This window comes from Pseudomonas sp. CC120222-01a (assembly GCF_003097235.1).
Taxonomy (GTDB): Bacteria; Pseudomonadota; Gammaproteobacteria; order Pseudomonadales; family Pseudomonadaceae; genus Aquipseudomonas.
This window is the reverse complement of the sequence record NZ_QEQQ01000021.1, coordinates 82,578-98,828: the sequence shown is the minus strand read 5'-3', so window position 1 is coordinate 98,828 and position 16,251 is coordinate 82,578. Positions and strand designations below refer to the sequence as shown.

17 protein-coding genes are annotated in these 16,251 nt (G+C 62.8%); 13 read left to right on the top strand and 4 right to left on the bottom strand.

Annotated elements, in window-relative coordinates; translation table 11 throughout:
• The first annotated feature begins 610 nt into the window (after positions 1-610).
• On the top strand, positions 611-1,498 hold the full coding sequence (gene rhtA / locus N430_RS23005; protein WP_110639085.1) for a threonine/homoserine exporter RhtA: 888 nt from the start codon (positions 611-613) through the stop codon (positions 1,496-1,498).
• A 190-nt stretch (positions 1,499-1,688) separates the two neighbouring features.
• Positions 1,689-1,970 (top strand): hypothetical protein, encoded by a 282-nt coding sequence (locus tag N430_RS23000; protein ID WP_110639084.1) that lies wholly within the window; start codon positions 1,689-1,691, stop codon positions 1,968-1,970.
• A gap of 52 nt (positions 1,971-2,022) precedes the next feature.
• Here the strand turns inward: N430_RS23000 and N430_RS22995 are convergent, their stop codons facing one another.
• Complete coding sequence (locus N430_RS22995; RefSeq protein ID WP_110639083.1) at positions 2,023-3,831, bottom strand: aminopeptidase P family protein; 1,809 nt, start codon at positions 3,829-3,831, stop codon at positions 2,023-2,025.
• Between the two features lie 220 nt (positions 3,832-4,051).
• Between N430_RS22995 and N430_RS22990 the strand changes: the two genes are divergently transcribed.
• Both N430_RS22990 and N430_RS22985 read left to right on the top strand, forming a co-directional pair.
• Positions 4,052-5,170, top strand: coding sequence for a DUF3182 family protein (locus tag N430_RS22990; RefSeq protein WP_110639088.1), 1,119 nt, complete (start codon positions 4,052-4,054; stop codon positions 5,168-5,170).
• Entirely contained in the window at positions 5,154-5,924 is a 771-nt protein-coding gene (locus tag N430_RS22985; RefSeq protein WP_110639082.1) for a S9 family peptidase, read from the top strand. The genes N430_RS22990 and N430_RS22985 overlap by 17 nt, the downstream gene beginning before the upstream one ends.
• Here the strand turns inward: N430_RS22985 and N430_RS22980 are convergent.
• Positions 5,903-6,283: an antibiotic biosynthesis monooxygenase gene (locus N430_RS22980; protein WP_110639081.1), complete on the bottom strand. Its 381-nt coding sequence runs from the start codon at positions 6,281-6,283 to the stop codon at positions 5,903-5,905. The two genes, N430_RS22985 and N430_RS22980, sit on opposite strands and share 22 nt — an antisense overlap.
• 86 nt (positions 6,284-6,369) lie before the next feature.
• Here N430_RS22980 and soxR point away from each other — a divergent pair, with 86 nt between their 5' ends.
• Entirely contained in the window at positions 6,370-6,822 is a 453-nt protein-coding gene (soxR, locus tag N430_RS22975; RefSeq protein WP_110639080.1) for a redox-sensitive transcriptional activator SoxR, read from the top strand.
• Here the strand turns inward: soxR and N430_RS22970 are convergent.
• Entirely contained in the window at positions 6,814-7,803 is a 990-nt protein-coding gene (locus tag N430_RS22970) for a GlxA family transcriptional regulator (RefSeq protein ID WP_110639079.1), read from the bottom strand. The genes soxR and N430_RS22970 overlap by 9 nt on opposite strands.
• Before the next feature lie 82 nt (positions 7,804-7,885).
• Here N430_RS22970 and N430_RS22965 point away from each other — a divergent pair, with 82 nt between their 5' ends.
• Positions 7,886-8,434, top strand: coding sequence for a cysteine hydrolase family protein (locus N430_RS22965; protein ID WP_110639078.1), 549 nt, complete (start codon positions 7,886-7,888; stop codon positions 8,432-8,434).
• 12 nt (positions 8,435-8,446) lie between these two features.
• Here the strand turns inward: N430_RS22965 and N430_RS22960 are convergent, their stop codons facing one another.
• A complete protein-coding gene (locus N430_RS22960; protein ID WP_110639077.1) occupies positions 8,447-9,010 on the bottom strand; it encodes a helix-turn-helix domain-containing protein in 564 nt (187 codons plus the stop codon).
• An 83-nt stretch (positions 9,011-9,093) separates the two neighbouring features.
• Between N430_RS22960 and N430_RS22955 the strand changes: the two genes are divergently transcribed.
• From N430_RS22955 to N430_RS22925, 7 genes are all read left to right on the top strand, one after another.
• Positions 9,094-10,044 (top strand): DMT family transporter, encoded by a 951-nt coding sequence (locus N430_RS22955; protein WP_110639087.1) that lies wholly within the window; start codon positions 9,094-9,096, stop codon positions 10,042-10,044.
• A gap of 149 nt (positions 10,045-10,193) precedes the next feature.
• Positions 10,194-13,109: a monovalent cation/H+ antiporter subunit A gene (locus tag N430_RS22950; protein ID WP_110639076.1), complete on the top strand. Its 2,916-nt coding sequence runs from the start codon at positions 10,194-10,196 to the stop codon at positions 13,107-13,109.
• On the top strand, positions 13,109-13,453 hold the full coding sequence (locus tag N430_RS22945; RefSeq protein WP_003250128.1) for a Na+/H+ antiporter subunit C: 345 nt from the start codon (positions 13,109-13,111) through the stop codon (positions 13,451-13,453). Before N430_RS22950 ends, N430_RS22945 begins: the two co-directional genes overlap by 1 nt.
• Positions 13,450-15,129: a monovalent cation/H+ antiporter subunit D gene (locus tag N430_RS22940; RefSeq protein ID WP_110639075.1), complete on the top strand. Its 1,680-nt coding sequence runs from the start codon at positions 13,450-13,452 to the stop codon at positions 15,127-15,129. Before N430_RS22945 ends, N430_RS22940 begins: the two co-directional genes overlap by 4 nt.
• A complete protein-coding gene (locus N430_RS22935) occupies positions 15,126-15,614 on the top strand; it encodes a Na+/H+ antiporter subunit E (protein ID WP_110639074.1) in 489 nt (162 codons plus the stop codon). Before N430_RS22940 ends, N430_RS22935 begins: the two co-directional genes overlap by 4 nt.
• Positions 15,611-15,889 (top strand): K+/H+ antiporter subunit F, encoded by a 279-nt coding sequence (locus tag N430_RS22930; RefSeq protein ID WP_110639073.1) that lies wholly within the window; start codon positions 15,611-15,613, stop codon positions 15,887-15,889. The genes N430_RS22935 and N430_RS22930 overlap by 4 nt, the downstream gene beginning before the upstream one ends.
• The gene (locus N430_RS22925) at positions 15,886-16,251 is read left to right on the top strand and encodes a Na+/H+ antiporter subunit G (RefSeq protein WP_110639072.1); all 366 of its coding nucleotides are present in this window, start codon (positions 15,886-15,888) and stop codon (positions 16,249-16,251) included. The genes N430_RS22930 and N430_RS22925 overlap by 4 nt, the downstream gene beginning before the upstream one ends.

The window sequence follows — 16,251 nt, the reverse complement described above, 5'->3', positions numbered from 1 at the left end:
AGTTCAATACTGCTTGGGTTTTTAAGAAACCCTAAACTTGGCTCAGCAATCTCAAATGACTATGTGATTTCTCGCATGGCCACTTGTGATGCTGATAATCTTTGTGACTATCAGTCCGTACTCACAAGCACCCACACGAATTGCTTGATTCAATTTGTTAAAGAGCGTTTGGTTAAGATCTTTTCGTCTCAACCGAGGCGCGCATTCTACGCTTTCCTCAGAGCCTGTCAAGCGTTTATTTTGAAGTTTTTTGCGAGAAACTCGTTTAGCTTCAAACACTTGGCTCGCTGCGATCTCTCGTAGCGGGAGGCGAATAATACAGCGTTTAAAACCGCTGTCAACCTTCACCTCAACCGCTATCGACCTTTCGATCGAAGCCCCTCCAACACCACCTTAACCACCTAACTCATTGAATTTCAAGGAGTTTGTCGTTCCGATGTCGCTGGAAGTGGGGCGCATTATAAGGGGATTCGAAAGCGCGTCAACCCTTATCCTCATGAAATTGAAAAATTTACTGAAAAAGCCTAATAAAGGAACCTTGCACCTCGCACCACCAATTGCGCACTATATTGCACAACCCCGCACACCTCCCAAGGATAGCCGCGCAGAAATGAACACCCAACCCCGCAGCTTGGCCGCCACTCTCTTCCCGATCGGCCTGCTGCTCATCGCCATGGCCTCGATCCAGTCCGGCGCCTCATTGGCCAAAAGCATGTTCCCCATCATTGGTGCTCAAGGCACCACCGCCCTGCGCCTGATCTTCGCCAGCATCATCATGCTGCTGATCCTGCGACCATGGCGGGTGCGCATGACCGCCAACACCCTGCGCAACGTGGTCATCTACGGCATGTCTTTGGGTGGCATGAACTTCCTCTTTTATATGTCCCTGCAGACCACACCGCTGGGCATCGCCGTCGCCCTGGAGTTCACCGGCCCGCTGGCCGTGGCGCTGTTCGCCTCGCGCCGTGCGCTGGACTTCGTTTGGATTGCCCTGGCCGTCGCCGGCCTGCTGTTGCTGCTACCCGTCGGGCACGGCGGCCAGCCGCTGGATCTGCTGGGCGCCGTCTATGCACTGGGCGCGGGTGTGTGCTGGGCACTGTATATTCTGTTTGGCCAACGTGCCGGCGCCGAGCACGGTATCCAGAGCGCCGCTCTCGGCGTGGTGGTCGCGGCCCTGTTTGTCGCGCCCATAGGCATCGTGCATGCTGGCAGTGCATTGCTCACCCCTGCCGTCATCCCATTGGCCCTGGGTGTCGCCGTGCTTTCAACCGCCCTGCCCTACAGCCTGGAAATGGTCGCCCTGACCCGCATGCCAGCCCGTACCTTCGGCACGCTGATGAGTATCGAGCCGGCGATTGGCGCACTGTCAGGCCTGCTCTTCCTCGGCGAAGTACTGAGCACCACCCAGTGGCTGGCAATTCTTGCCATCATCGCAGCCTCGGTCGGCGCCACTCTGTCCATGCGCCGTGAGGCGAACCCTGCACTTGCTGCAGACTGATTTGAGAAGTATTTTCATTTAAGACAAGATTAATCATTGTCCCCGTTTGCCTTGCTGATTAAGCTGTCACAAAATCATAATCTTTACGCTATCTACTTGTGCGGACACGGAAGCCGAGGAACATTCAGGACGAACCGATGCGATAACGACAGGGCCAGACAGCTGATCAGCCCTGCATTTAAGGACAGGAATGAAACGTATTTTGCTCATCCTGGCCGTCTTGGCCATGGCCGGATGCGCCGCAACGGCCAAGACTGAGGTCAAGAAAGGGAAAAAAGGCTTGCATATCAATTGCTCCGGCCTGTCTTCGTCATGGGACAAGTGCTACAGCAAAGCGGCCACTTCCTGCAGCTCTCGCGGTTACAAGGTGATCGCCCGCTCCGGAGACACCGACGAGGAACCCGGGGATTACCTGTTCGGCATAAACCCCGCTGGTTATACCAGCCGCAGCATGATCGTCATCTGCAAATAAGAAAGGGCAGCCCATGGGCTGCCCTTCTTTTATCTACCTACCGCCAACGCAATCACAACGGCACTGTGCGCGCCTCCAACCAAGCCAGTGCAGCCCCATGCAGCAACGGCGAAAGGCGTTCGCGCACCGTAGCGTGATAGTGGTTGAGCCATTCCCGTTCATCCTTGGTCAGTTGCTCAACCAGCAAGCAGCGCGTATCAATAGGGCACAGCGTCAGGGTCTCGAAGCACAGAAACTCACCGAACGCACTCTTGCCCGCGTCGCGGTTCGCCACCAGGTTCTCGATGCGCACACCCCATGCGCCAGGCCGGTAGGTACCTGGCTCGATCGAGCTGATCATGCCCTCCTGCATTGCCGTCTGTGGCGCGGTTGCCGCCTGATAGGCAATCACCTGGGGACCTTCGTGCACGTTCATGAAGTAGCCAACGCCATGCCCGGTACCATGACCGTAGTCGACCTGGTCTGCCCAGATCGGCGCCCGTGCAATGGCATCGAGCAAAGGTGACAGGATGCCCCGCGGGAAGCTGGCACGCGACAAGGCGATCATACCCTTGAGAACGCGGGTGCAGTCCTGCCTCTGCTCCAGGGTCGGATTACCCACCGGGACCATCCGCGTAATGTCGGTGGTTCCGCCCAGATACTGGCCTCCGGAGTCGATCAACAGCAGGCCATCACCCTCAATGACCGCATGGGACTCTTCAGTGGCGCGGTAATGCGGCATCGCGCCATTGCCGTTGAACGCGGCAATGGTCGAAAAACTCAGCGAGACGAAGCCCGGTCGGCGGGCACGCGCAGCGCTCAACTGCTCATCCACAGTCAATTCGGTGATGGTCTGCTGACCCTGATGCGCCTCAAACCAGGCGAAGAATTCGCACAAGGCCGCGCCATCCTGCTCCATGACCTGGCGTATGTGCACCAGTTCCTCTTCACCTTTGCGTGATTTGCTCAGCGTTGTCGGGTTCAGCCCTTCGACCAGTTGCACCTGGGCATCCAGGTGCTTCAGCAAACCGCAGGTCACGCGAGCCGGGTCGACCAGCAGGCGAGTATTCGGAGCCAGCTCCGCCAACGCCTGCTGAACCGCGGTGTAGTCGCGCACTTCGATGCCGTCGACCGCAAGGACGTGGCGCAAGTGCTCATCGAGTTTTCCGGCACCGACGAACAGGGTCGCGTGGTCCTTTCCGATCAGAGCAAAGGCAACGAAAACCGGGTTGTAGGACACATCACTGCCACGCAGGTTGAACAGCCAGGCGATGTCGTCCAGGGTCGCTATAAAGTGCCAATCGGCCCCCTTTTCCTGCAACGTAGCCCGCAGCTGGCCAAGCTTCTCGGCCCGGCTGACCGTGGCATGGGGCGGCAAGTGCTGATAGATCGGATTGCCTGGCAGCCTCGGGCGGCCCTCCCATACTTCGGCTAGCAAGTCTCGATCGGTTAACAGACGCACTTCGCGAGCGTTGAGTCGCGCTTCGAGCTGGCGCGCCGAGGCCAGCGCCATGACCGCACCGTCCACCGCAACGGCGCCTTTCAGCCGAACATTGTCACCCAGCCATTCCAGCGCTCCCGGCTTGCCTGGTAGCAGTTTCATCAGGACGATGCCGCTACCGTCCAGCTCCTTCTCGGCTTGCTCCCAGTAACGGCTGTCGACCCAGACACCGGCAAAGTCCGCGGTAACCACCAGGGTGCCTACAGAACCATCAAAGCCCGACAGCCACCGACGCCCCTGCCAGTAGCCCGGCAGATACTCGGAAAGGTGCGGGTCGGCCGACGGCACCAGCAGGGCATCGACCCCCTCCCGAGCCATGACTGCGCGCACGCGCGCCAGGCGCTCCGGCACACTTTGCTGAATCGTGGTCTGAACGTTCATGCGCACTCCTGCGGACACATCGTGATTATTCCAGGATGAGAATAATGGAACAGCTGCCACGGTGCCGCAATCGTGGCGGCCGACTCACGGCACGCTATGCCCATCCCGCCACCTGCAAACAAGACGCTTCCTACAACCGGGCCGGGACCATCAGTCACTTCCAGCTGAACTTACCGCTGACAGGGGCTTCACAACCTGTACATTCATTGCACACAGGCAGATACCCATGCCCAGTGCCAACGACCGGAAGACCGCCGTGGTATTGCTCGATACCCGTGAGCACACCCCGGAACATGAACATGCCGTGCACTTGAAACTGGCTGACCGACTAGCCCGGTTACTCGGCTGCCACGCCGTACTGACCGATGTGCCAGCCAGGCAAGACTCGCACTTCTATTACTTGCCTACCGAAACCCTGGTCGGCCCTGAGCGTTATGCCGCCATGGGCATTTACAGCGAGCAGGACCTGTTCGGTGGATTGGTCAGCCACCCTTACATGGCCACCAAGGCCATTTCCCACCCGCTGCCGGCAGATGCCGAGTTCCCTCCGGGCTGGACCGATGCCTTCGCCCGCCAGGCCAGTGATGCCCTGCTCTGCGGCTACACCGCATTCAGCAAGGCCGATGCCTGGCGCGCGGCCCGATTGCTACTGCGTGATGGACCATTGCGGATCAAGCCAGTGCTGGCTTGTGCGGGCCGTGGTCAGCAAGTCATCACCCAGGCGGATCAACTGGAACCGCTGCTGGCCAACGTCGATGAACGGGACCTGGCCCTTTGGGGCCTGGTGCTGGAAGAAAACTTGAGCAACGTCGAGACCTTCAGCGTTGGCCAGGTTCGCGTCGGGGGCCTGACCTGCAGCTATCACGGCACCCAGCAGCTGACTCGCGATCACCAAGGTACCGAGGTTTACGGAGGCTCCGAACTGGTCGTGGTGCGGGGCGACTACCATGCCCTGCTGCAGTTGCCCCTGGAAGATCACCTGCGCCTGGCCATCAACCAGGCGATGACCTACGAACGAGCTGCCGAGCAGCACTTCCCAGGTTTCATCGCATCGCGACGCAACTACGACATCGCCCGCGGCACCACGGCCGACGGCCATCTGCGCAGCGGCGTGCTCGAGCAATCCTGGCGTCAGGGGGGAGCCAGCAGCGCAGAACTGCTGGCATTGCAGGCATTTGCCGACGACCCGGCACTGCAGCAGGTCTGCGCCTCCACCCACGAAGTATTCGGCACCCCCGAACTGCCTGCTGACGCCACCCTCTTCTATCAAGGAAACGACAGTGAACTCGGACAACTCAGCAAATACGCGCGGATTCGCCAGCATGAGCATTCAGAGTGAAACCGTGGAACTGCAGGTCGAAGATGACAGCATCGTCGGCACCCTGGTCAGCCCCGGCAGCAAGATGCCCGGCATTCTTTTCGTCCACGGCTGGGGCGGCAGCCAGCAGCGCGACCTGGCGCGCGCCCGGCACATCACCGGCCTGGGCTGCGTGTGCATGACCTTCGATCTGCGCGGCCACGAGAAAACCGAAAGCCAGCGCTTGACCGTCACCCGCGAGCAAAACCTCAAGGACCTGCTGGCCGCCTATGACCGGCTGGTCAGCCACCCGGCAGTGGACAGCAGCGCCATCGCCATTATCGGCAGCAGTTACGGTGGCTACCTGGCCACCCTGCTGACCTTGCAGCGGCCAGTGAAATGGCTGGCCTTGCGCGTGCCAGCAATGTACTGGGACGACGAATGGAACATGCCCAAGCAGGCCCTTGATCGCCAGCGCCTGAACGATTACCGGCTGCGCCTACTTGGCCCTTCCGATAATCGCGCACTGGCCGCCTGCGCCGAGTTTGCCGGCGATGTATTGCTGGTCGAGTCGGAGCAGGATGACTATGTGCCGCACGCCACACTGATGAGCTACCGCTCGGCGTTCGTCAGCGCTCATTCGCTGACCCATCGCATCGTCGATGGTGCCGATCACGCGCTATCCAGCGAAGAAAGCCAGAAGGCCTACAGTTCGATCCTGGCCGCCTGGATCAGCGAGATGGTGGTCGGCGCACGCCTGGACCGCTACCCGCACTACGCCCCCTGGTATGCCTGAGGGTCACCGACCTGGCAATGCAGACCACCATCAGACCCACGTACCAGGCTGCGCAACGTCTGGTACGCGGCAAAGTTGACACCACGCGCCTGATGGCGGCTGAGCAGGTCGAAGAATGGCTCTTCGGCAAAACAGTCCGCAGCCTCCACCCAGGCCAGGCGTGATTGCCATTGCAGGTACTGCAAGACCCGGCTGCCATCGTCACTGGCCTGGATGCTGACGCTTTGCAAACCGTGGCAACGCGCAGCCAACTCTTCACTGCGCGTGACCAATGCCTCAGCCAGCGCTGCCTGGCGCGAAGCGGGTACTTCATATTCGATCATCTGGGTGAACCACAGGGAATGCGGGCTGGCCGTCATGGCGAGTCTCCTTGCTGCGAACGCTTGCTTCGGAATGGACAGCAGGGTAAAACCTCCAGTTAACTCAAGGTCAAGCGTTTTTTCCCATGCCCAACACAGCACCTGCCGCGACGGAAAAGCTGCTCAGTGTCGGCCAGCTGGCTGCTCGCAGCGGCGTGGCAGTGACCGCGCTGCATTTCTATGAAACCAAGGGCCTGATCCAGAGCACCCGCAATGCGGGGAACCAGAGGCGCTATCCGAGGGCGATGCTGCGCCGGGTCGCGGTAATCAAGATGGCCCAGCGCCTGGGCATTCCGCTGGCCGAGATTGCCTCTGCCCTGGCCGCCCTGCCCAACGACCACACCCCGACCGCCGAAGACTGGCGGCTGCTCTCGGCGCGCTGGCGCGAGGACCTGAACCGCAGGATCGACGAGATGGTCAGGCTGCGCGACCAGCTCGATGGCTGTATTGGCTGTGGTTGCATGTCGCTGAAGGAATGCCCGCTGCGCAACCGCCAGGATCACCTGGCTGATGAGGGGCCGGGGCCGCACCTACCCTGAGCAGGGCAAGGCGAAGCGCTGCCGGTACTCGCTGGGTGTCAGGCCGGTGATGCGTTGAAACACCTTGCGAAAGGCTCCTGGGTCCTGATACCCGACTCCCCAGGCAATCTGCTCGACCGTGCGCCGGGTGAACTCCAGCATCCGGCAGGCACGCCCCACCCTTACCTGCTGGCAGTACTCGGTAGGTTTAAGGCCGGTGGCCGCACGGAAGCGCCTGAGGAATGTGCGCGCCTCCAGCCCGGCGCAGGCTGCCATGCCGGTGAGGTCGGCATCTTGCGCACCGTCTGCCTGCAGCCAGTGCTGAACCTTCAGCACCGCTTCGTCACCGTGATCCAGCCGTGGACTGAATAACGCTCCCGGCAAAGGCCTGGTAACCGGCTCGACCGACATATAGCGCGCCGTCTCCCAGGCCACCGAGGCGCCGAGATAGCGCTCCAGCAGGCGCAGGCCCAGTTCGGTCCATGCCATCAACCCGGCGGATGTCATGATGTCGCCGTCATCCAGCAGTGGCTGGTTGGCCTCCACATGGACCTTGGGGTAACGCTCGGCAAGGCTCTGCGCGTAATTCCAATGAGTGCTGGCTGCCCGGCCATCCAGCAGGCCACTGGCAGCGATGAAGAACACGCCGATGCACACCGACGCCAGCACCGTGCCCTGGCCATGCCGCTGGCACAAGGGCTGCTTGTGCCGCTCTAGCAAGTCTGGCAGCGGGGTCGACTCAAGGCTCGGTGGAATGATCAACACACGCAGCGGCTGGCTCGGTGGGCCAAGGCTATCCTCAATGAACTGCAACTGACCCGCTTCATCGACCTGCCAGTGGCTTACCCGGATCTGCGGCAGCCCGGCAGCGCCCAGCTCGGCGGCCACGCGATTGGCCACGCTGAACAGGTCGCTCAGACCATGCAACGCAGCGCGTTGCGCGCCCGGGTAATGCAGCAGGCCGATTTCCAGGCTGCCAGGGCTGTCAGTTTTTGCCGTCATTGTGTCGATCGCGCCAATCCTCAAGTCGATGCCCACAGCCTATAACTATCGTCATCCAACGACTACTGCCACAGGAGGCAGCATGAGCAAGCAGGCCCTGATCATCATCGACATCCAGAACGACTACTTCCCCGGCGGCAAATGGACCCTCGACGGTGCCGACAAGGCGGCTGACAACGCCGCACGCCTGCTCGCTGCGGCACGTGAGAAAGGCGACCTGGTGGTTCACGTGCGGCATGAGTTCGACAGCGCCGATGCGCCATTCTTCGCCCCGGGCACCCAAGGCTCGGCCATTCATTCGAAGGTTGCGCCAACGGCGGGCGAACCCGTGGTCCTCAAACACAAGGTCAACGCATTCCTCGGTACCGACCTGAAGCAGACGCTGGACCAGCATCAGGTCAAGGCCGTGACCATCGTCGGCAGCATGAGCCACATGTGCATCGACGCCGCCTCCCGCGCGGCTGCCGACTTCGGATTCGACGTCACCGTGGCACACGATGCCTGCGCCACCTTGCCGCTGGAGTTCGATGGCAAGCAGGTACCGGCCGCCCATGTGCACGACTCGGCCATGGCCGCGTTGGCGTTTGCCTATGCCAAGGTGGTGAAGACCGACGAACTGCTCAAGGGCTGACCTTCAAACCGGTCAGATCACCACATTACGCACGAAGCGCACGGGCACTGCTCCATCATTGCGGTAGGCATAGCGGCAGTTGCTGGGGAACACATGGAACTGCCCGACCTGCAGGCAGTGCTCGGCGCCTTCGATGATCAGCGTCAACTGGCCTTGAGCCACGTAGATCTGCTCACTCCAGCCCTCGGCATCGGCTTCGCTGGTGTAGCGCTCGCCAGGCGCGAGTGTCCACTCCCAGATTTCCACTTCGCGCCGGGCGCTGCTGCTGGCCAGCAGCACAGCCTTGCTCTGCGGGTGCTCGCCGGTCCAGGCAAGCTCGTCGATGCGGCTGGGGTCGCGCTGGTCCGGGGCCTGGATCAGGGTGCTGAAGGCGACCCCGAGGGCTTCGGCAATCAGGTCGAGGGTGGTCAGGCTGACATTCTTCTCGCCTGCCTCGATCGCCACCAGCATCCGCCGGCTGACCCCGGAGCGTTCGGCCAGGGCGCTCTGGCTCATCCCGGCCGCGTTGCGCAGGCTGCGGACATTGAGGCTGACGTGCTGCAGGACCGATGCACGGTGCGCGGAATCTTTGTGCACTATATTGCTCACTTGTACGGATTGCGCAGTATACTGCCCACTTTGCGGCGATTGTGCGCCGCCTCCTGCGAGTGCGCAAGACCATGAGCCAACCGACCAGCAGCCCACAGACCGCGGTATCTTTTCGCCTGAGCAAGGCGGAAATGGTGCTGGTGTTCATTACCATGCTGTGGGGCGGTACCTTCCTGCTGGTGCACAATGTCATGACCGTGAGCGGCCCGATGTTCTTCGTCGGCCTGCGTTTCGCCGCCGCGGCGCTGTTCGTCGGCCTGGCCTCGGCGCGTGCATTGCCTGGCCTGACCTTCACCGAACTGAAGGCCGGCGTGCTGATCGGCGTGTCCATCATGCTGGGCTACGGCCTGCAGACCATGGGCCTGCAGACCATCAGCAGCAGCCAGTCGGCCTTCATCACCGCGCTCTATGTCCCGTTCGTGCCACTGTTGCAGTGGCTGGTACTGGGCCGCCGCCCAGGGCTGATGCCGAGCATCGGCATCTGCCTGGCGTTCGTCGGCCTGATGCTGCTGGCCGGCCCCGAAGGCGGCGCACTGCACTTCAGTGAAGGTGAAGTGGTGACCCTGGTGAGCGCCGTGGCCATCGCCGCCGAGATCATCCTGATCAGCCGCTTCGCCGGCCAGGTCGATGTGCGCCGGGTCACCGTGGTGCAGTTGGCGACCGCTTCGCTGCTGGCGTTCCTGATGATCGTGCCGACCCAGGAGCGTCTCCCTGACTTTTCCTGGTTGCTGTTGCTCAGCGCGCTGGGGCTGGGCGCCATGAGCGCGGTGATCCAGGTAGCGATGAACTGGGCACAGAAGTCGGTTTCGCCCACCCGCGCCACGCTGATCTACGCGGGCGAGCCGGTATGGGCCGGCATCGTCGGGCGCATTGCCGGCGAGCGCCTGCCAGGCATCGCGTTGATCGGTGGGTTGCTGATCGTCATCGCCGTGGTGGTCAGCGAGTTGAAGATCCGCCGCAACCGCGAAACCAGTGAAGCCCTCGAAGCACCAGCCCACCGCGAAACCGAAGCCGGGCTGTGAAGTGTCCGGCAGCGTCTATGCTCTGTAAAAAACTGTTATAAAAAAACAGCTTGCCACAGCGCTTTTGTAGGATTCTGCGACAGCTTGCGTGTTGGTGATCAACGGCCCGGCACGTATGATCCTTGCAAACCTTTCCAGAATAGAACGCTATGTCATTGATAGTGCTACTGCTTCTGCCGTTCGTGGGCAGTTGCCTGGCAGCTGTGCTGCCACACAACGCACGTAACGCCGAGTCCATCCTTGCCGGGCTCGTGGCCCTGGTCGGCACCGTCCAGGTAGCACTGCTGTACCCTCAGATTGCCGATGGCGGCGTAATCCGCGAAGAACTGCTGTGGCTGCCCAGCCTGGGCATGAACCTGGTCCTGCGCATGGACGGTTTCGCCTGGCTGTTCTCATTGCTGGTACTGGGCATCGGCACCCTGGTGTCGCTGTATGCCCGCTATTACATGTCGCCGCAGGACCCGGTGCCGCGATTCTTTGCCTTTTTCCTCGCATTCATGGGCGCCATGCTCGGCCTGGTGATCTCCGGCAACCTGATCCAGCTGGTGTTCTTCTGGGAACTGACCAGCCTGTTCTCGTTCCTGCTGATCGGTTACTGGCATCACCGCGCCGACGCCCGCCGCGGCGCCTACATGGCCTTGATGGTCACGGGGGCCGGCGGTCTATGCCTGCTGGTCGGGGCTCTGCTGCTCGGCCATGTGGTCGGCAGCTACGACCTGGACAAGGTCCTGGCTGCCGGCGAAATCATCCGCCAGCACGCACTGTACCCGGTGCTGCTGCCGCTTATCCTGATCGGCGCACTAAGCAAGAGCGCACAATTCCCCTTCCAGTTCTGGCTGCCCCATGCCATGGCAGCACCCACTCCGGTTTCCGCTTATCTGCACTCGGCGACCATGGTCAAGGCCGGGGTGTTCCTGCTGGCGCGTCTCTGGCCCGTGCTGTCTGGCAGTGAAGAATGGTTCTGGATCGTTGGCGGTGCGGGTGCAATCACCCTGTTGCTGGGCGCCTTTGCCGCGATGTTCCAGAACGACCTCAAGGGTCTGCTGGCCTATTCGACCATCAGCCACCTGGGCCTGATCACTCTGCTGCTAGGCCTCAACAGCCCGCTGGCCGCGGTCGCCGCGGTGTTCCACATTCTCAACCACGCCACCTTCAAGGCCTCGTTGTTCATGGCCGCCGGCATCATCGACCATGAAAGCGGCACCCGTGACATCCGCCGCCTGAGCGGCCTGATCCGCCTGGTGCCCTACACCGCGACCCTGGCCATGGTGGCCAGCGCCTCGATGGCCGGCGTGCCGTTGATGAACGGCTTCCTCTCCAAGGAAATGTTCTTTGCCGAAACCGTGTTCATCAGCTCCACCGCCTGGGTCGAAGCGACCCTGCCGGTAATCGCCACCCTTGCCGGCACTTTCAGCGTCGCCTATGCCCTGCGCTTCACCGTCGACGTGTTCTTCGGGCCGACGGCAAAGGACCTGCCGCACACGCCGCACGAACCACCGCGCTGGATGCGCGCACCGGTCGAGCTGCTGGTGCTCACCTGCCTGGTGGTGGGTATCTTCCCGGCCCAGTCGGTCGGCCCGCTGCTGGCTGCCGCCGCTTTGCCGGTGGTGGGTGGCACACTGCCGGAATACAGCCTGGCCATCTGGCACGGCTGGAATGCCCCGCTGATCATGAGCCTGGTGGCCATGAGCGGCGGTATCGTGCTCTACCTGCTGCTGCGCAACCAGCTGCGCCTTGGGCGCTTCCCGTATCCGCCGCTGATCGAACGCTTCAATGGCAAGCGCCTGTTCGAACACGGTCAGGTCCGGCTGATGCTGCTGGCGCGACGCATGGAGCGGTTGATGACCAGCCGCCGCCTGCAGTCGCAACTGTTCATGCTGGTGCTGGCAGCCTTCCTCGCCGGCCTCACGCCACTGCTGTACAGCGGCCTGAGCTGGGGCGACCGGCCGAAGATCCCGGGCTCCGGCGTGTTCGTCGCGTTGTGGCTGATCGCAATTGCCTGTGCCATCGGCGCCGCCTACCAGGCCAAGTACCACCGCCTGGCGGCGTTGATCATGGTCGGCGTCTGCGGCCTGATGACCTGCATCACCTTCGTCTGGTTCTCTGCACCGGACCTGGCCCTTACCCAACTGGTGGTCGAGGTAGTCACCACGGTGCTGATCCTGCTCGGCCTGCGCTGGTTGCCACGGCGTATCGAAGGTGTCTCGCCGCTGCCCGGCAGCCTTGACCGCGCCCGCGCCCGACGCCTGCGCGACCTGCTGCTGGCGGTGCTGGTCGGCGGCGGCATGGCGGCGCTGTCGTACGCCATGCTGACCCGGCCAACGCCCAACGACATCTCGTCGTTCTACCTCAGCCGTGCCCTGCCGCAAGGTGGCGGCACCAACGTGGTCAACGTGATGCTGGTGGACTTCCGCGGCTTCGACACCCTCGGCGAGATCACCGTGCTGGTGGCCGTGGCGCTCACCGTTTTCGCCCTGCTGCGGCGCTTCCGCCCGCCGAAGGAGAGCATGCAGTTGCCGGCCCAGCAGCGCCAGTTGGCCCCCGATGTGGTCACCGACCTGATCAACCCGCGGCATGCCACCGACACCGCGCTTGGCTTCATGATGGTGCCGGCCGTACTGGTGCGCCTGCTGCTGCCAATCGCTCTGCTGGTGTCGATGTACCTGTTCATGCGTGGCCATAACCAGCCGGGCGGCGGTTTCGTTGCCGGCCTGGTGATGTCGGTGGCGTTCATCCTCCAGTACATGGTGGCCGGCACCCAGTGGGTTGAAGCACAGATGAGCCTGCGGCCGCTGCGCTGGATGGGCACCGGCCTGCTCTGCGCGACCTTGACCGGGGTCGGCGCCATGCTGCTCGGCTACCCGTTCCTCACCACCCATACCGCCCACCTGCACCTGCCGCTGCTCGGTGACGTGCACGTGGCCAGCGCGCTGTTCTTCGACATCGGCGTGTACACCGTGGTGGTCGGCTCTACCCTGCTGATCCTCACCGCCCTGGCACACCAGTCGGTGCGCGCCTACCGCCCGGGCAATCCGTCGAAGTCCAGCCAAGCAGGAGCCGCCTGATGGAAGAAGTCATTGCAGTCGCCATCGGTGTACTGGCCGCCTCGGGGGTGTGGTTGATCCTGCGCCCGCGTACCTACCAGGTGATCATGGGCCTGTGCCTGCTGTCCTATGGGGTCAACCTGTTCATCTTCAGCATGGGCAGCCTGTTCATCGGCAAGGAGCCAATCATCAAGGACGGCGTGACCCAGGACCTGCTGCACTACACCGACCCGCTGCCACAGGCGCTGGTGCTCACCGCCATCGTCATCAGCTTTGCCATGACCGCGCTGTTCCTGGTGGTGCTGCTGGCATCGCGCGGCCTGACCGGCACCGACCATGTGGACGGCCGGGAGCGTGACGAATGAGTGGCATGAGTCAACTGATCGTCGCCCCCATCCTGCTGCCGCTGCTGACGGCGGCGGTGATGCTGTTGCTGGGCGAGAAGCATCGCCAGATCAAGGCACGCCTGAACCTGCTGTCCACCTTCACCGGGCTGGCCATCGCGGTCTGCCTGCTGCTGTGGGTGCGCACCCAGGGGCAAGCGGAATCGATCGGCGTCTACCTGCCCGGCAACTGGCCCGCACCCTTTGGCATCGTGCTGGTGGTGGATCACCTTTCAGCCCTGCTGCTGACCCTGACCGGCGTGATCGGCATCAGCGCCCTGCTGTTCGCCCGCGCCCGCTGGGATGGTGCCGGCGCCAGCTTCCATGCGTTGTTCCAGATCCAGCTGATGGGCCTGTACGGCGCCTTCCTCACCGCGGACCTGTTCAACCTGTTCGTGTTCTTCGAGGTGTTGCTGGCTGCCTCCTACGGCTTGCTGCTGCATGGCTCGGGCCGTGCGCGGGTGCGTGCCGGGCTGCATTACATCGCCATCAACCTGTTTGCCTCATCGCTGTTCCTGATTGGCGCGGCGATGCTGTATGGGGTGACCGGCACCCTCAACATGGCCGACCTGGCCCTGAAGGTCCCGCTGGTACCAGAAGCCGATCGCGGCCTGCTGCACGCGGGCGCAGCGATCCTGGCCATCGCGTTCCTGGCCAAGGCCGGCATCTGGCCGCTGAATTTCTGGCTGGTGCCCGCCTACGCCTCGGCCAGTGCGCCCGTCGCCGCGCTGTTCGCCATCATGACCAAGGTCGGCCTGTATGCCGTACTGCGCCTGTGGACCTTGCTGTTCTCCGGGCAGGCCGGTGCTTCGGCGCACTTCGGCGGACAATGGCTGGTCTACGGCGGCCTGGTCACCCTGGCCGTGGCAGCGGTGTCGATACTGGCCGCGCAGCGCCTGGAGCGGATGGCCGCGCTGAGCATCCTGGTTTCCGCTGGCACTCTGCTTGGCGCAGTCGGTTTCGCCCAGCCGGCGCTCACTGGCGCAGCGCTGTTCTACCTGGTCAACTCGACCCTGGCGCTGTGCGCGCTGTTCCTGCTCGCCGAACTGGTCGAGCGCTCGCGCTCGGCCAACGAAGCGCCGCTGGATGAAGAAGAAGACGCCATGCCTTCACCGCTCGAGTCGCTGCACCCACCCAAGGGCATCAACCTCGACGACGATCAGAAGGTGGTCATCGGCCAGATCATTCCCTGGACCATGGCGTTCCTCGGCCTGAGCTTCATCGCCTGCGCCCTGCTGATCATCGGCATGCCACCGCTATCCGGGTTCGTCAGCAAGCTCAACCTGATCAGCGCACTGTTCAATCCGCAGGGTCTGGGCATGCCAGCCGAACAACCCCTGTCGGCAGCGGGCTGGGTGCTGGTGGCCCTGCTCATCCTGTCGGGCATGGCTTCGCTGATCGCCTTCGGCCGGGTCGGCATCCAGCGTTTCTGGAAGCCTGAAGAGCGCCCCTCGCCCGTGCTGCGCCGCTACGAGTGCCTGCCGATCGTGATCCTGCTCGGCCTGTGCATCATCCTCAGCTTCAGGGCTGAACCGCTGCTGCGCTACACCCAGGACACCGCGGCCAGCCTGCAGGCTCCGGACGCCTACATCGAAGCCGTGATGGCTGCCCGCCCTATCCCTGGCCCGACCACACTCGACGTACAGGTGCAGCCATGAGCCGACTGTTCCCCGCTCCGCTGCTGTCCGTTGCTTTGTTCGTGCTGTGGCTACTGTTGAACCTGTCGGTCAGCCCCGGCAACCTGTTGCTTGGTGCAGCACTTGGCGTGCTGGCTCCGCTGCTGATGGCACCGCTGCGCCCGCAATACGCGCGTGTGCGCAAACCCTGGGTGGTGGCAAAGCTGATTGGCCGGGTCGGCATCGATGTCATCCATTCCAACCTGCTGGTGGCCATCAGCGTGTTACGCGCCGGGCAACGCCCACCTCGCTCGGCCTTCGTGCACATCCCACTGGACCTGCGCGACGCCCACGGGCTCGCAGCCCTGTCGATGATCACCACGGTCGTGCCGGGCACCGTATGGTCGGAGCTGGCCCTGGACCGCAGCGTACTGCTGCTGCATGTGTTCGATCTGGACGACGAGTCGGCCTTCATCGAGCATTTCAAGCTCACCTACGAACGCCCGTTGATGGAGATATTCGAATGACTGGCCTGCTCGCCAACGCAGTCCTCGCCAGCCTGTTCATCTTCGCCCTGGCCATGGGCCTGGCGTTGATCCGGCTGTTTCGCGGCCCCTCCGCACAGGACCGGGTGCTGGCGCTGGACTACCTGTACATCCTGGGCATGCTGATGATGCTGGTACTGGGGATCCGCTATGCCAGTGACACCTACTTCGAGGGTGCGCTGCTGATTGCCCTGTTCGGTTTTGTCGGCTCGTTCGCCCTGGCCAAGTTCCTGTTGCGTGGTGAGGTGATCGAATGACCGAATCCCTTGAACTGCCGTTCTGGCTGGAACTGGTCACCGCCGCCCTGCTGCTGGTCGGCAGCCTCTTCGCGCTGATCGGCGCCATTGGCCTGCTGCGCCTGAAAGACTACTTCCAGCGCATGCACCCACCGGCACTGGCGTCGACCATCGGCGCCTGGTGCGTGGCCCTGGCCTCGATCATCTACTTTTCCTGGCTCAAGGGAAGCCCGGTGCTGCACGCGTGGCTGATTCCGATCCTGCTGTCGATCACCGTGCCAGTCACCACCCTGCTGCTGGCCAGGGCGGCACTGTTCCGCAAGCGCATGGCGAAAGAGGCCGTACCGGAAGAAGTGAGCAGCGGCCGCGATCGCGGCAATTGA

What these genes read in the sequence shown, in the direction of transcription:
- N430_RS22935 (WP_110639074.1), top strand. Translation starts at nt 15,126, where the DNA reads ATGAGCCGACTGTTCCCCGCTCCGCTGCTGTCCGTTGCTTTGTTCGTG.
- N430_RS22955 (WP_110639087.1), top strand. Translation starts at nt 9,094, where the DNA reads ATGAGCCAACCGACCAGCAGCCCACAGACCGCGGTATCTTTTCGCCTG.
- N430_RS22930 (WP_110639073.1), top strand. Translation starts at nt 15,611, where the DNA reads ATGACTGGCCTGCTCGCCAACGCAGTCCTCGCCAGCCTGTTCATCTTC.
- N430_RS22995 (WP_110639083.1), bottom strand. Translation starts at nt 3,831, where the DNA reads ATGAACGTTCAGACCACGATTCAGCAAAGTGTGCCGGAGCGCCTGGCG.
- N430_RS23000 (WP_110639084.1), top strand. Translation starts at nt 1,689, where the DNA reads ATGAAACGTATTTTGCTCATCCTGGCCGTCTTGGCCATGGCCGGATGC.
- rhtA (WP_110639085.1), top strand. Translation starts at nt 611, where the DNA reads ATGAACACCCAACCCCGCAGCTTGGCCGCCACTCTCTTCCCGATCGGC.
- N430_RS22950 (WP_110639076.1), top strand. Translation starts at nt 10,194, where the DNA reads ATGTCATTGATAGTGCTACTGCTTCTGCCGTTCGTGGGCAGTTGCCTG.
- N430_RS22940 (WP_110639075.1), top strand. Translation starts at nt 13,450, where the DNA reads ATGAGTGGCATGAGTCAACTGATCGTCGCCCCCATCCTGCTGCCGCTG.
- N430_RS22970 (WP_110639079.1), bottom strand. Translation starts at nt 7,803, where the DNA reads ATGACGGCAAAAACTGACAGCCCTGGCAGCCTGGAAATCGGCCTGCTG.
- N430_RS22965 (WP_110639078.1), top strand. Translation starts at nt 7,886, where the DNA reads ATGAGCAAGCAGGCCCTGATCATCATCGACATCCAGAACGACTACTTC.
- N430_RS22925 (WP_110639072.1), top strand. Translation starts at nt 15,886, where the DNA reads ATGACCGAATCCCTTGAACTGCCGTTCTGGCTGGAACTGGTCACCGCC.
- N430_RS22980 (WP_110639081.1), bottom strand. Translation starts at nt 6,283, where the DNA reads ATGACGGCCAGCCCGCATTCCCTGTGGTTCACCCAGATGATCGAATAT.
- N430_RS22945 (WP_003250128.1), top strand. Translation starts at nt 13,109, where the DNA reads ATGGAAGAAGTCATTGCAGTCGCCATCGGTGTACTGGCCGCCTCGGGG.
- soxR (WP_110639080.1), top strand. Translation starts at nt 6,370, where the DNA reads ATGCCCAACACAGCACCTGCCGCGACGGAAAAGCTGCTCAGTGTCGGC.
- N430_RS22985 (WP_110639082.1), top strand. Translation starts at nt 5,154, where the DNA reads ATGAGCATTCAGAGTGAAACCGTGGAACTGCAGGTCGAAGATGACAGC.